Raw genomic sequence first — 16,186 nt, forward strand, 5'->3', positions numbered from 1 at the left:
TTCAATCAAAAACCTCCTGCACCGAACGAAAATCTGTGGCGAGGGAGCTTGCTCCCGTTCGGCTGCGAAGCAGTCGTAAACCCGAGCAATGCGGTATACCTGAATCACCGCGATGCCCGGTTTTGGGGCCGCTTCGCGACCCAGCGGGAGCAAGCTCCCTCGCCACAGGGAAGCTGCCTTACCACAAATGATTGGTTTAGAACTGCGCCACCACCTCCCGGCCAAGCGCCGCCACCACCGCGTCCAGGCACTCATCCTGCTGCAGGATATCGAAGTGGCCGGCCGTTACCGTCTGCACCTTGCGCAGCCGTGGTTGCTGACGTTCCAGGGTCGCGCGTTCGGTCGTCGGGTTGCCGTCAGCCCACCAGCAATGCAGTTCGGCCTGAGGAATCGGCAAGGTTTCGATCTGCCGCGACAGCGCCTTCAAGCGCGTGCTGACCATGAACGTCTGGGCCAGTTCGTCGGCACCGAGCAGCGCATAACCGCTGGCCTGATCGCTTTGGCTGTCGATCACCGCGCGAATGATCCGCGCCACGGCGTCGTGGTCCCCTGCCGACTCGCTACTCAACACCCGGGCGATCACCGCATCGTCCATGCCCAAAGTTGCACCGAGGAACTCGGCCAGATCCGTACGCCACTCATCCGGGCTGGCCACGGCATTGGCCTGGGTCGGTACAAAGCTGTCCACCAGACCGATGAATGCCACACGCTGGCCCTGCTGTTCGAACAGGTCACTCACCATCAACGCCAGCGCCCCGCCCAGCGACCAGCCCAGCACGTGGTACGGGCCCTGGGGTTGCCGGGCGCGGATCGCCTCGACGTAGTCGGCGGCCATCTGCGATAGCGAGGTGTCGTGCCACTGCCGGTCCAGCAGCATCCGGCATTGCACGCCGTACACCGTGCGCTCGCCCTCCAGGCGCCGGGCCAGTGGCTCGTAGTCGAACACCGTGCCGAAACCGGCGTGCAGGCAGAACAGCGGCGGCTGATCGCCTACCACCTGGTTGAGCAGCAACAGCGGTTGCGGACGCTGTCGCAGCGGCTGTTCATCGACACCGGACAACCCGGCAATCGTCGGCTTGGCCATCATGTCCCGTAGCTTGAGCTGGAAGCCAGGCTCATTCAGGGCGCGGACTTTCGAGATCACCTTGAGGGTGCGCAGCGAATCGCCGCCCAGTTCGAAGAAGTTGTCGGTGATGCCGACCTTCTCGATGCCCAGCACCTGCTGCCAGATGTCCGCCAGCGCCCATTCCAGCGGCGTGCGTGGCGCCACGTAGTCGCGACCGCTGAAGGCCAGGTCCGGCAAGGCCTTGCGGTCGAGCTTGCCGTTGGGGGTCAGCGGGAAGCGCGGCAGCACCACGACCTGCGTCGGCACCATGTAGTCGGGCAGGCTCTCGCGCAATGCCGCCTGGCAACGCGGGCCGAGGCCATCGTCTTGCGCCGCCACCACATAACCCACCAATTGCGGCCCCTGGCTGTTGTCCCGCACCACCACCAGCGCATCGTTGACCCCGGCCTGCTCGCGCAATCGGGCTTCGATTTCGCCCAGTTCGATGCGGAAGCCGCGCACCTTGACCTGATGGTCGATACGGCCGACGTAATCGAACACGCCATCCTCGCGACGGCGCACCAGGTCGCCGGTGCGGTACAGGCGCCCGCCCTCGGTGCTGAACGGGTCGGCGACGAAGCGCTCGGCAGACTGCCACGGGTGACGATGGTAGCCGCGCGCGACGCCCCGTCCGCCGATGTACAACTCGCCGACCATGCCCACCGGCAGCGGGTTGAGGTCCATGTCCAGCACGTGCAGGCTGCGGGCGCCGACGCGTTGGCCAATCGGCGCATACATCGCCTGGCAGTGGCCGTCGGCGGCGATTTTCCACAGCAGCGGCGTGACCACGGTCTCCGTCGGGCCGTAGCCGTTGACCAGGAATTGCGGCCTGAGTGTGTGCTTGACCCGTTCAAATGTGGCGTCCGGCACCGCATCGCCACCGAAGCAATAGATGCGCACCGGCGGTGGATCGCCACCCTGCAATTCGGCATGTTCGGCCAGTTGCAGCAGGTACGCCGGCGGGAAGCAGGCGACGCTGATGCGTTGGCGGTGCAGCACCGCCAGGGTCTGTTCGGCGGTCCACAAGGTGTTGTCGCGGATCACCAGGGTCGAGCCGCTGATCAGCGCGGTGATCCAGCGTTCATGGGCACCGTCGAAGGCGAACGACATGAAATGCAGTTCGCGATTGTCCGGGTCCATCTCGTACAGCTCGGCGATGGCTTGCACGTGCATGCTCAGCGGCCCGTGGGCCACGGCGACACTTTTCGGCTTGCCGGTGGAGCCCGAGGTGTAGATCAGGTAGGCCAATTGCTCGGCATGCACCGCGCGTTGCGGTGCCGGCACCTCGACGTCGAGGTTCAGGCGATCCACGGCGACCATCGGCGTGCCCGGATTGAGTTGCGCGCTATCACGCAGCCGCTCCTGGGTCAGCAGCAGGCGCATGTCGCTGTCGGCCATCATGTAGCGCAGGCGTTCCTGCGGGTATTGCGGGTCAAGCGGCACGTAAGCGGCGCCGCACTTCATCACCGCCAGCAACGACACCACCAACTCCAGCGAGCGCTCCATGAACACGCCGATCACGTCTTCGGCCTGCACGCCCTGTTCAAGCAGATGCACCGCCAGGGCATCGGAGCGACGGTCCAGTTCGGCGTAGCTCAAGTGCTCGGCGTCGCGCTCGGCATAACTGAGCACCAGCGCCGTGTGCTCCGGTTGCAGTCGCGCACGCTGGCGGATCAGTTCGTGCACCGGCGTCTCGTCCCCCTCGGCCACCACCGGCAGTTCGCCGTCCAGCGCCCGGCCTTCGTCCAGGGTAAGCAGGCCCAGTTCACCGACCGCGCGCCCGGCGTCGTCGTACAGGCGCTGCATCAGGCTTTCCATGTGGCTGCGCAGGACTTCGACGGTGGCCAGGTCGAACTGATCGCGCTGGTGCATGTACTCGATGCGCAGCCCTTCGTCGAGGCTGACCATCAGGTCCATGGCGAAGCTGGTCAGGCCGAAATCGGAGACGTCGTCGAAGCGCAGGGCATCGCCGTTCCACTCGCGCAGGGTGCGGTCCACCGGCTGGTTTTCGAACACGATGATGCTGTCGAACAACGACTGCCCACCCTGCCCGGCCCAGCGCTGGATATCGCTGAGCGGGGTTTGCTGGTAGTCGCGGATGTCGAGGTTGTAGGCCTGGAGTTCGCGCAGCCAGTCGCCGACGCGGGCTTCGGTCGGCACCGTGTTAACCACCGGCAAGGTGTTGATGAACAGCCCGAGCATGTTCTCCGAGCCGTTGAGGGTTTCCGGGCGGCCGGACACGGTGGCGCCGAAGGTCACCGTGCGCTGGCCGGTGTAGCGCTGCAACAGCAGCAGCCACGCGGCTTGCACCAGGGTGTTGAGGGTCACTTGCTGTTGCTGGGCAAAGGCCTGAAAGCGTGCGGTCTGCCCGGCGCTCAGGTGCGTATAGATCGCGTGGTAACCGGCTTGCGGCGCTTTGACCGGCAAGGCGCGGGCCAGGTGGGTGGCGCCTTCGAGATTACTGAGTTTGTCTTTCCAGAACGCTTCGCTGGCCTCGGCGACTTGCTGGCCGAGCCAGTCGATGTAGTCGCGATAGGCCGCCACCGGCTCGTGCTCCTCACCGCTGTAATGACGCAGCACTTCACCGATCAGGCGCGACACGCTCCAGCCATCCATGAGGATGTGGTGGTAGGTCCAGATCAGGCGATAGCGGTCGTCTTCCAGACGCACCAGCAACAGGCGCAACAAGGGCGCACGGTTCAGCGAGAAGCCGCGTTCGCGTTCTTCGAAAGCCAATTGGCGCAGGCGCCCGGGCTGATTGTCCAGCCCGCGCCAGTCCAATTCAGTGAGCAATGACGGCGCGTCACGCCGCACCACTTGCAGCGGTTCCTTGTCGCCTTCCCAGAGGAATGCGGTACGTAGAATCCCGTGACGCCGGACGGCATCGGTCCAGGCTGCACGGAAACGCGCGCCAGCAACCCCGCGCACGCCCACTTCGATCTGGTTGACGTACAGCCCCGAGTCGCCGTCCTGCACCGAGTGGAACAGCATGCCCTGCTGCATCGGCGACAGCGGATAGACGTCCTCGACTTCGTCCGCCGTCAATTCCAGCGCCTGATATTGCGCTTCACTCAGTTCGACTTTTGCTGCTGGTGCAACCTGCGTCGGCACGGCCTGATTCGCCGTGAGCGGTTGAGCGACCGTGGCCAGTTCGGCGATGGTCGGATGGCTGAACACGTCCTTGGGGGAAATGCTCAACCCGGCCTTGCGTGCGCGGCTGACGGCCTGGATCGAGACGATGGAATCGCCGCCCAGTTCGAAGAAGTTGTCGAAAACGCCCACTTGCGGCACTTCGAACAACGCCTGCCACACTGTTTGCAGCGTTGTTTCCACGGCATTGCGCGGCGCGATGTATTCACGCACTTGCTGGTCCGGCTGCGGCAATGCGCGGCGATCCAGCTTGCCGTTGGGCGTTACCGGCAACTGATCGAGCAGCAGCACGTGGCTCGGCTGCATGTGTTCGGGCAGCGCGTTGCGCAGGTGTTGCTTGAGTGGATCGACAGCGGCATCACCCACGACGTAAGCCACCAGTTGTTTGGATATGCCAATATCGACGGCGATCACCACCGCTTCGCGCACCGACGGATGCTCCAGCAGGCAGGCTTCGATTTCCCCCAGCTCAATGCGCAAGCCACGGATCTTCACTTGATGGTCGATGCGCCCGACGTATTCGATCACGCCGCCTTCGCGATAACGCGCCAGGTCGCCGGTGCGGTACAGGCGCTCGCCCTGCTCACCGAACGGGCTGGCGACAAAGCGCTCGGCGGTCAGGTCGGGACGGTTGTGGTAACCACGGGCCAGGCCGATACCGCCCAGGTACAGCTCACCCACGCAACCTTGGACTTGCGGTTGCAGGCTGTCGTCGAGGATGTAGGTCACCAGGTTGGCGATCGGATAACCGATCGGCACGCTGAAGCCGCCGTCATCGACACAGGTCCAGTGGGTCACGTCGATGGCCGCTTCGGTCGGGCCGTAGAGGTTGTACAGGCCGACGTTGGGCAGCACGCGGAACAGGTTGTGCTGCAAGTCCGCCGACAAGGCTTCGCCGCTGCACAGGATCTGCCGCAGGCTGGCGCAACGCTCGAAGCCTTCGCCCTGGACAAACGCCTGCAACATCGACGGCACGAAATGCAGGGTGCTGACCTGGTACTGCTCGATCAGGTCGACCAGTTGCGCCGGATCGCGATGGGCACCCGGTTCGGCCATGGCCAGGCGTGCACCGGTCATCAATGGCCAGAAGAACTCCCAGACCGATACGTCAAAACTGAACGGGGTTTTCTGCAAGACGGTGTCGCGCCCGTCCAGTGGGTACGCGCCCTGCATCCACGCCAGGCGGTTGTACAAGGCATCGTGACGGTTGGCCGCGCCCTTGGGTTTGCCCGTGGAGCCGGAGGTGTAGATCATGTAGGCCAGCGATTGCAGCTCGACCACGCAGGGCAGGTTTTCGTCGCTCAGGCCGTCCAGCAAACCGGCCATGTCATCGAGACAAATCGCCGTGGTGGCGGGCGGAATCGGCAACTGCTGCAGCAGATGCCGCTGGGTCAACAGCAGGTGTACGCCGCTGTCGTTGAACATGTGTTCCAGGCGTTCGCGCGGGTAGTCCGGGTCCAGCGGCACGTAGGCGCCACCGGCCTTCATGATCGCCAGCAGACCGATCACCAGTTCCAGCGAACGCTCGGCGGCAATGCCCACCAACACTTCGGCGCCAACGCCCTGGCTGCGCAGGTAGTGCGCCAGCCGGTTGGACTGTTGGTTGAGTTCGCGATAGCTGAGGGTCTGGCCGGCAAACACCAGGGCCGGGGCCTCGGGGGTTTGCAGTACCTGGGTTTCGAAGCACTGGTAGACCGGGCGCACATCCGGCCAGGCCTGCGCGGTGCGGTTGAAACCTTCGACCTGCTGCGCCGTTTGTGCGGCATCGAGCAGGCTCAGGCGCCCCAAGGGCTGCTGCGGCGTACTCACCATGGCATCGAGCAACGCCAGCAGACGTGCGCTCACCCCTTCGATGGCTTCGGCGCTGAACAGCGCCGTGTCGTAGTTGAAGCGCAAATCCAGGCATTCACCCAGCTCGGCGGCGATGGCCAGGGGGAAGCTGGTCTGGTCGTGGTTACTGATACCGGAGAACTTCAACGTGCTGGCGTTACCCTCTTCCAGCGCTTGCGCCACCGGGTAGTTTTCGAACACCAGCAACGTGTCGAACAACGCTTCGCCAGAGTGCCCGGCCCAACGCTGCACATCCGCCAGCGGCGTGTATTCGACTTCGCGCAGCTTGAGGTTGAGCGCCTGGACTTCATCGATCCATTGGCTGACCGTGCGTTCGGGGTGCGGCGTGGCGATCACCGGCAAGGTGTTGATGAACAGACCGATCTGCTGCTCGATCCCCTGCAACTCACTCGGACGCCCCGACACCGTGGCGCCGAACGCCACGGTCTGCTGCCCGGTGTAGCGCTGCAACAGCAACAGCCACGCCGCTTGCAGCAGGGTGTTGGGCGTGACGCGAGCCTGACGGGCAAAGCTGCTCAGGCGCTCGGTGGCCGCGCGGTCCAGGCTCAGGTGCAGGGTGCGATGAGCACCGCCCTGCGCCGCAACCGGCCCCGGCAAGGCACCGGCCAGTCGCGTCGGCTCGGTGAACGACTGCAACTGCTCCAGCCAGAACGCTTCGCACGCAGCCCGATCACGGCTGCCCAGCCAGGTCATGTAATCGCGATAACGACCGACGCTTGGCGCGGGCATGATCCCGCAATACCGCTGGAGCACTTCGCCGAACAACTGCGAAGTGCTCCAGCCGTCCAGCAGGATGTGGTGGTGGGTGAAGATCAGGTGATGAATATCGCTGGCAGTCTGCACCAGGGTCAGGCGCAGCAACGGCGCCAACGTCAGGTCGAAACCGCGCAAACGGTCGACCTCGGCCAGGCGATCCAGCGCTTCGGTCACCGTGGTTTGATCGCGCCAATCGAGCACGGTCAGCGGCAGCGTGGCGTCGGCCAGGATCACTTGCAGCGGCCGCGAGCCGTTGCTTTCGCTGAAGAACGCGGCGCGCAGCACTTCATGGCGCTGCAGTGTCTGTTGCCAGGCATCGCCGAACGCCTCGACGTCGAGGCCCTGCACATCCACGCGCATCTGCGGCTCGTAGGCCCCGGCATCCGGGGCGAACAGGCTGTGGAACAACATGCCTTGCTGCATCGGCGACAGCGGCAGGATGTCTTCGATCCGGCTGGCCGCCAGCGGCAAGGCATCCAGTTGCGCCTGATCGACGCGCACCAGCGGCACGTCGCTCGGGGTCAACCCGCCGGTACCGCTCAGGCAATGCTCGATCAGCTGTTGCAGTTCCAGGGCGTAGGCATCGGCCAGACGCTGCACGGTCTGTGGCTTGAATACTTCACCGCTGAAGGTCCAGCTCAGGCGCAATTGTCCGGCGTAGACCTGACCGTTGATGCTCAGGCCCCGGTCCAGCTCGGCCGATGCGCCCTGCTCGGCGCCACCGCTTTCCCGGGCCGGGCGCCATGGTGCCTGTTGGTCGAAGCTGGCGTCGAACTGGCCCATGTAGTTGAAGGTAACCTGTGGCGAAGGCAGATCCTCAAGGCCGGCGTCGGCCAGATAGCGCAGGATGCCGAAGCCGATGCCTTTGTCGGGCACGGCGCGCAGTTGTTCCTTGACCGTTTTGATGCTGCCGGCCAGATCAGTGGCCGGGGTGAGTTTCACCGGGAAAATAGAGGTAAACCAGCCCAGGGTGCGGGTCAGGTCGATGTCGTCGAACAGGTCTTCACGACCGTGACCTTCCAGCTTCACCAGGGTCGAAGTTTGACCGGTCCATTGGCCCAGCACCCGCGCCAGCGCCGTCAGCAACAGGTCGTTGACCTGGGTGCGGTAAGCCGCCGGGGCGTCCTGCAGCAGTTGGCGGGTCAAAGTGCTGTCGAGCACGGTTTCCACGCTGACGGCATGCTGGCTGGCCAGGCTACCTTGGGGGTTGTCGGCGGGCAGTTCAACTTGCACGTCGTGGAACTGGTCTTGCCAGTAACTGGCCTGGCTGGCCAACCCGGCACTTTGCGCATGGGATTGCAGGCGCGCGGCCCAGGCCTGATAGGCGCTGGTTTTCGAGGGCAGACGCACGGGTTGAGCTTGCTGCGCTTGTTGATACGCGGTTTGCAAATCTTCCAGCAGCAATCGCCAGGACACGCCGTCCACCGCCAGGTGATGCACCACCAGCAACAGGCGCTGCCCCGCCGCGCCCATGTCCACCAGCAAGGCGCGCAACAGCGGGCCGTCCTGCAGGTTCAGGCTGGCTTGCGCGGCGTTGCACAGTTCCAACAACTCATCGGCATCGGCTGCCTGGCGCTGCCATAGCACCTCGGCGCTGTTCCACTGCTCGGCCTGGGCCTGTTGCCAGGTGCCGTCGACATTACGCAAACGCAGGCGCAATGCATCGTGATGTTCTACCAGTGCGGCCAAAGCCTGTTGCAGGCTGACGCTGTCCAGCGGCTCGCGCAGTTCCAGCAGCAGCGACTGGTTCCAGTGATGACGGGCCTCGATGTCCTGCTCGAAGAACCAGTGCTGGATCGGCGTCAGCAGCACCTCGCCACGCACCAGTCCCTGATCGATCACCAGCCCTGCACTGCGCTCGGCAACCTTCGCCAGACTCCGCACGGTCTGGTGCTGGAACAGGTCCCGGGGGGTGATGCGAATCCCGGCCTGACGCGCGCGGCTGACCACCTGGATCGAGATGATCGAGTCGCCGCCCAGTTCGAAGAAGTTATCGTCGATGCCTACCCGCTCGAGTTTGAGCACGTCTTGCCAAATTGCTGCCAATGCAGCCTGCATCTCGTCCAGCGGTGCCGTGTAGGCCTGTTGCGCCAGCGCGGCGTCGGGCTTGGGTAGCGCGTTGCGATCAAGCTTGCCGTTGCTGGTCAGCGGCCACTGATCGAGTTTGATCAGGTGCGCCGGCACCATGTAATCCGGCAAACCGGCCTGCAGATGTTCACGTAGGGACTGGCGCAGATCGCTGTCGCCGCCGGTCGTGGTGAACCACGCCACCAGTTGCGGGCTGCCATTGACCTCGGGCGCCAGCACCAGCGCCTGTTCGATGGCTGGATGGTTTTGCAGGCGATCCTGGATTTCCCCCAGTTCGATGCGGAAGCCACGGATCTTCACTTGATGGTCGATACGCCCGGCGTATTCGATGCTGCCATCGGCGCAGTACCGCGCCAGATCGCCGGTGCGATACAGACGCGCGCCCGATTCGGCGGCGAACAGGTCCGGGACAAACCGCGTGGCGGTCAGGTCGGCACGCTGGTGATAGCCGCGAGCAAGGCCGGCACCGCCGACGTACAACTCACCCACGCAACCCTTGGCCACCGGGTTCAGGCGCGGGTCGAGCACGTACCAACGCAGATCGGCGATCGGCTCCCCCAGCGGCGAGCTGTTGGCGCCATCGAGGTCGGCGCGGGACAGCGGCCGGTAGCTCACGTGCACCGTGGTTTCGGTGATGCCGTACATATTGATCAGCAACGGCTGCCGGTCGTCGAAGGCGTCGTACCACGGACGCAGGCTGGCCACGTCCAGCGCCTCGCCGCCGAACACCACATACCGCAGGGCCATGGCTTGTGAATTGGCGCAGGCGAACGGCAGCAACTGGCGGAATGCCGAAGGCGTCTGGTTGAGCACGGTGACGCGCTCGTCACGCAGTAAGCGGGCGAAGTCCTCCGGGGAGCGGCTGACCGCATGGGGCACCACCACCAGCTTGCCGCCGTAGAACAGCGCGCCAAAGATTTCCCACACGGAAAAGTCGAACGCATAGGAGTGGAACAGGCTCCAGACATCCTGCGCATGGAAACCGAACCAATGTTCGGTGGCACTGAACAGACGCGTCAGGTTGCTGTGGGGCAGCAGCGTGCCTTTCGGTTTGCCGGTGGAGCCGGAGGTGTAGATGACGTAGGCCAGGTTCGCTGGCGCAGTCAGGTTCGGCAGGTTGTCGGCACTGGCCTCGGACAGCCAGTCGCTGGCGTGATCGATGCAGATCACTTCGATCTGTTCGTTCAATGGCAGGCGCGGCAACAGTGCGGAATCGGTCAGCAACAGGCGCGTGCCGCTGTCGGCGAGCATATAGGCCAGGCGATCCTGCGGGTATTGCGGGTCCAGCGGCACATAGGCGCCACCGGCCTTGAGGATCGCCAGCAGGCTGACGATCATCTCCAGCGAACGCTCCAGGGCGATGCCCACCAACACGTCCGGGCCGACGCCGCGCTCGCGCAGGCGATGGGCGATGCGGTTGGCGCGGCGGTTCAGTTCTGCGTATGTGAGGGTGACGCCGTCGCAGGTCACGGCGATGTTGTTCGGGTGCGCGGCGGCCTGGGCTTCGATCAGTTGATGGGCGCACAGCAGGTTCGGCTGATCGCCGTTCAACACCGCACTGCGATTCCAGTCGAGCAAGGTGGCCTGCTGCTCGGCGGCGTCGAGCATGCGCAGGTCCGCCAGGGCAACCGTGCTGTCAGTGCAAATCGCCTGCAACAGGTTCAGCCAGTGCCGGCCGAGACGCTCGATGGTCGAGGCGTCGAACAGTTCGGTGGCGTAGACGAACGACGCGTGGATGCCCTCGTCGCCCTCGACGGTGTCGAGCATCAGATCGAACTTGGTGGTTTTCTCATCCCAGATCAGAGGTTCGACGCTCAGCCCCGGCAGGTCCCAGCGTTGCGGGCCGCCGCTGTCGCGCTGGTGGTTGAACATCACCTGGAACAGCGGCGTGTGGCTCAGGCTGCGTTCCACGCCCAGGCCATCAACCAGTTGCTCGAACGGCAGGTCCTGATGGGCCTGGGCGCCGAGTGCCGCGGCTTTGATCTCGGCGAGCAATTGCCCAAACGACTGGTCGGCCCGTGGCTGGCTGCGCAGTACCTGGGTATTGACGAAGAAGCCCAGCAGGTTTTCCACGTCCTGGCGGGTGCGGTTGGCGATCGGCACGCCGACACGGATGTCCTGTTCGCCGCTGTAGCGATGCAGCAACGTCTGCAATGCCGCCATCAGCAGCATGAACAGGGTGCAGCCTTCGCGGCGGGCAAGGTCCCGCAGTCGAGCGGTCAACGCAGTGGAGATTTCCAGCTCGACGCTGGCGCCCTGCTGGCTCGGGATCGCCGGGCGACGACGGTCGGTCGGCAGGTTCAGTGGCGGATGTTCACGGCCCAACTGTTCGCGCCAGTAATCGAGCTGGCGCTCGGCCTCGCCGGCCTCCAGCCACAGGCGCTGCCAGCGGGCGAAGTCGGCGTACTGGATGCCCAACTCCGGCAGCTGCGCAGGCTGCCCGGCACTCAGTTGCGCATAAAGTTGGGTGAACTCCTGCAACAGGATCGGCAGCGAGCCGCCGTCGGTGACAATGTGGTGGAAGGTCAGCACCAGCACATGTTGCTGCGCATCGAGACGGATCAAGCGGCAGCGCATCAACGGGCCGTGCTGCAGGTCGAACGGCTGCTCGGCATTGAGGGCGATCTGCCGTTGCAGTTCGACCTCGTCGCCAGCGCTGACTTCAACCAGCGGCGCATCCATCCGTGGGTGAATCTTTTGCAGCACTTGCTGCTCATCGAAGACGAAGGTGGTGCGCAGCACTTCGTGACGCTGTACCAGCGCGCTCAGGGTCTGTGCCAGCGCCTCAGGGTTGAGCTCGCCGCTCAGGCGGAAGGCACCGGTCAGGTTGTAGGCCGTGGCCTGGGGCTGCATCTGCCAGAGGAACCACAAGCGCTGCTGCGCGTAGGACGCCGGCAACGTTTCGACGCCGCGGTCCCGTGGCGGGATCGGCAGCCGTTCCAGGGTCAACCCCTGGGCGTGCATCTTCTGTTGCAACGCACGCCGGGCGTCCGCGCTCAAGCCGCAGAAACGCTGGGCCAGGGTCATCATTCTGTCCGGTGCAGCACTCATCGCGCGTGTTCCTCATCCACTTCGTCGAACAACGCTTCAAGGGCGTCTACATCGTTTTCTTTAAGTTCACTGTGCTCACGGAACTGCTCGATATGCGCCGCCAGCCGTTCCAGGGTGTCACCGTCGAAAAACAGCTTGAGCGGGATCGCCAGGTTCAGCTCTTCTTGAATCCGCGCACGAATGCGCGTGGCCAGCAGCGAGTGCCCGCCGAGCTCGAAGAAGTTGTCGTGCACGCCGACGCGCTCGACGTGCAACGCTTCGGCCCAGATCGCCGCCAGGGTTATTTCGAGGTCGTTGCGCGGCGCGACGAAGACGCTGCGGCGCACATCGAGATCGAGCAAGGCCTGGCGATTGAGTTTGCCGTTGGGCATCAGTGGGAAACGCTCCAGCACCTGCAAGCGCGCCGGTTGCAGGTGCCCGGGCAGCACTTCGGCCAGATGGCTGCGCAATTCGTTGAGGCGAATGTCGGCGGTGTCGGCCGGGGACACCACAAAGCCCAGCAGTTGCGGGCCGGTCGGGGTTTCCCGGGCAATCACGGCGGCGTCTTCGATGCCCGGCGCGTTGCGCATGGCCGACTCGATTTCCCCCAGCTCAATGCGGAAGCCGCGGATTTTCACCTGGTGATCGACTCGGCCCAGATACTCCAGCACGCCATCGGCGCGATAGCGCGCCAGGTCGCCGGTGCGATACAGGCGCTGGCCTGCCGCCTTCGCGAACAGGTCGGGGACAAAACGCTCGGCCGTCAGCGTGGCCCGTTGCAGATAACCCCGGGCAATGCCGGCCCCGCCGACATACAACTCGCCTTCGACGCCCACGGCCACCGGTTGCAGGTCCGGGCCGAGCACGTGGATGCGCATGCCGGCAATCGGCTGGCCGATCGGCACGCTGCCATCCTCTTGACCGAGGGGCAGTTCCCGGGCCGAACACCACACGGTGCCTTCGGTCGGGCCGTATTCGTTGACCAGCGCCACCCCCGGCAATGCCTCGCGATGTCGCTGTACCAGCGCATTGCCACAGGCTTCGCCGGCGACGATCACACAGGCCAGCGCCTGGTGGTCGAGGTGCTCGAGAATTTGCGCGTGGTAGGACGGCAGGGTCAGGTAGTGGGAAATCTCTTCGCGCTGGATCAACTCGGCCAGTCGGGCCGGATCCTTGTAGCTGTCTTCGTCCGGCAGGCACAGGGTCGCACCCTGCCCCAGCGCCCAGAAAACCCCGGCCACCGAGCTGTCGAAGGAGAACGACGAGAGCATCAGGAATGCCCGCAGCGGCTGGCGGTAGAAAGCGTTGCGCGCCAGGGTCGAGGCCACGGCGTTGGCATGGCTGATCATCACGCCCTTGGGTTTGCCGGTGGAACCGGAGGTGTAGATGACGTAGGCCAGGTTGGCGCTGTCGCCCTGTGGCTCAGGCCGGGTTGACGCAGCGGACCAGACTTCGGCCCCCGGCATCAGGGAGATTGTCCGCTCGCTGCGCAACGCTTCGGGCAATGGCTGGCAGGCCAGCACCTGGCGCGCGCCGGTGTCGGCGAGCATGAACGCCAGCCGCTCGATCGGGTAGTTCGGGTCCAGCGGCAAGTACGCAGCGCCGGCCTTGAGCGTGCCCAACAGGGCGATGACCATTTCCAGGGAGCGCTGACCGTAGACTGCCACTATCTGGTCCGGCGCCACGCCTTGGGTGCGCAGGGTATTGGCCACCTGGTTGGAGCGCGTATCCAGCTCGGCATAGCTCAGGCGCTCACCGTTGACGCTCACCGCAATGCGCTGCGGATGCAGGCGCGCCTGTTCGCTGAACAGTTCTTGCAGGAAGCGGCACGGCAATGCCTGTTCGGTGGCGTTCGGGTTGAAGCCTTCGATCAGGCGGCTCAGTTGTGCGCCGTTGACCAGGCTTGCCTGAGCCAGGGTCAGCTCGGGCGATGCCAGCAATTGGTGGCTGAACTCGACAAACTGCTCCAGCCATTCGACCAGCATCGATTCGGGTAGCGCACCGTCAAGACACGACAACTGCAATTGATCGCCCTGCACACGCAGGCGCAGGACTTCAGGGTTACCGTCATCCACCTCGATAGCGCTCTCAATGGCAGCCTGATAGACGAAGCCGTAACGCAGCGGCGCGGAACCTTCGGCGCTCAGTTCGAATTCATTGAGGCAATCGAGCCACGACAGCGACTGTTCGACGCTGGCGGCAAACGCCACCAGCGCTTGCGCCAGGGTCTGCTGGCTGCGGTGCTCGAAAGCCACGGGCAAACGCCGGGCGAAGCGTCCGAGGGTGGCGATGGTTTGTTCGTTGCGACCCTCCACCTGCCAGCCCATCAGCAGTTTTTCCTGTTGGCCGATGCGCGCAACGAAGGCGGTCCACAGCAACAGTGCCAATTGCTCTGCCTCAACGCCCGTTTCGGCAGCGGCTCGTTGCACGCCAGCCAACCATGGGCCGTCAATCAACGTTGCCTGATGACGAACCAGGGTGACATCGACGGCTTTTTCGAACGGCAAGCGATGGGCCACGGCGACCTGCTGCTGCAGGTTGCGCCAGAACGCCGCGCCCTGGTGACCGATGTCTTCCTCGCGCAGTTCTTCCTGCCATGCGCTGTAGTCCAGGTATTGCAGCGCGTCCTCGTCGTCGCCCAGGGTTTCACCGCGCAACAGGCTGCCAAGCTCACTCGCCAGCACCCGCAGCGATGCCTCGTCGAAGCTGCATGCCGGGGCCAGCAGAGTGATGAACAGCTGCCCTGCTCCGTCTTCAACCTGCGCCACCACCAACGCCTGCTTCGAATCTTCAACCATGACTTCACGGCTGCGACTCAAGGCCTCGGCCACCAAAGGCTGGTTGCCCAGAACTGTGAGCGGCAAGCCAGCGCACAGGCTTTGCACCGGCCACTTCATGCCCGGCAGGCGGCGGTACAGCGTGCGCAGGATTTCATGGCGCTGGCCGAGGGTTTCCAGCGCCCTGCGCAACGCTTGGGCGTCCACTGGCCTGGTGACCGGCAGCGTCAAGGTGGCGAACAGCGGCCGTGCGCCCAGCTCCTGAGCCCGCAAATAAAAGGCCTGCTGGGCCGAAGCCTGGAATACGTCTACCGAAGGTTCGAGGACGGTGGTGTTCATGTCGGGTGTCCTTATTCCTGATCCAGGTCGGCGCTTTTCTGCGCGATGGCCATGGCCGTGAGGATTTTTCTGTAGCCGGTGAATTCGTTGCGCGCATGTACGCTGAGGATGTTGTCGAGCAGCACCACGTCGCCCTTCTCCCAGGCGAACTCGACCATCACCTCGCGGTAGATGCCTTGCAGGTGGCGAATCACATCGTCGGGAATCGGCGAGCCGTCGCCGAAGAAGGTGTTTTGCGGCAGGTCCTGCGGGCCGAATTCACGCAGCAGGTTGTCGCGGATGCTGTCCGGCAGTGTCAGTGCGTTGAAGAAGGTGCCGTGGTTGAACCAGATGCGCTCGCCGCTCAGTGGATGGCGCACGATGGCCGGGCCGTTCTGCCGGGTGCGCAGGCGGTTGCCCGGTTTCCACTCGGCCTGGATGCCGATTTTCGTGCAGTAGGCCTCGACTTCGCCGCGATCCTCGCTCTGGAACACGGTTTGCCATGGCAGGCCCATGCCATCGCCGTAGTTGCGCACGTACATGATGCGTTTACGGGCAAATTCTTCGCGCACCGCCGGGTCGATCCGCGCGAGGATCCGGCGGGTATCGCCAAAGGGGGTTTCACCGCCGGTGGTCGACGGCATGTCGCAGTAGAAATACAGGTGACGCGGGAACACCGGCGAGTACGAGTGTTCGTTGTGCGGGAAGATTTTTTCCGGCGCCGGGTAGTCGGTGGAGCTGTAGATCTTGAACTGGCCGCTGATCTGGGTCCGTGGCGAAGCGCGGAACAGGTATTCCAGGGCACCGCCGGAAATCCCGTCGACGCAGCGGTTGAACTCGCCGATATCGGCCACCTGGAAGCCACGGAACAGGATCACCGCGTGTTCCAGCAGCTTGCTTTCGATCAGCGCGCGATTCTGGGTCGCCCATTCCACCAGGCTCACGCCGGACACGGCCGGACGGCACACCAGCGGCATGCTCAGGCCTTCGAACAGCGGCGCAAAACTCACCAGCCGCGTCGGATCGGTGGACAGGCTTTTACGGGCACCACGGCCCATCCTGGGCATGGACTTGGTCGTTGAAACGGTCATAAACCCCTCCAGAAAATGTT

Annotated in this window: 3 protein-coding genes; all 3 read right to left on the bottom strand. The window is 64.5% G+C overall.

Features of this window, described 5'->3' with window-relative positions:
* Positions 1 to 196 precede the first annotated feature (196 nt).
* From ACM6G4_RS01035 to ACM6G4_RS01045, 3 genes are read right to left on the bottom strand one after another with little or no spacing between them, the layout of a single operon-like run.
* A complete protein-coding gene (locus tag ACM6G4_RS01035; protein WP_414912838.1) occupies positions 197 to 12,001 on the bottom strand; it encodes an amino acid adenylation domain-containing protein in 11,805 nt (3,934 codons plus the stop codon).
* On the bottom strand, positions 11,998 to 15,096 hold the full coding sequence (locus ACM6G4_RS01040) for a non-ribosomal peptide synthetase (protein WP_414912839.1): 3,099 nt from the start codon (positions 15,094 to 15,096) through the stop codon (positions 11,998 to 12,000). The genes ACM6G4_RS01035 and ACM6G4_RS01040 overlap by 4 nt, the downstream gene beginning before the upstream one ends.
* A gap of 11 nt (positions 15,097 to 15,107) precedes the next feature.
* Positions 15,108 to 16,166, bottom strand: coding sequence for a TauD/TfdA family dioxygenase (locus ACM6G4_RS01045; protein WP_414912840.1), 1,059 nt, complete (start codon positions 16,164 to 16,166; stop codon positions 15,108 to 15,110).
* Between the last annotated feature and the right edge of the window lie 20 nt (positions 16,167 to 16,186).

It is taken from the genome of Pseudomonas sp. IT-P258, from assembly GCF_949767825.1.
GTDB lineage: Bacteria > Pseudomonadota > Gammaproteobacteria > Pseudomonadales > Pseudomonadaceae > Aquipseudomonas > Aquipseudomonas monachiensis.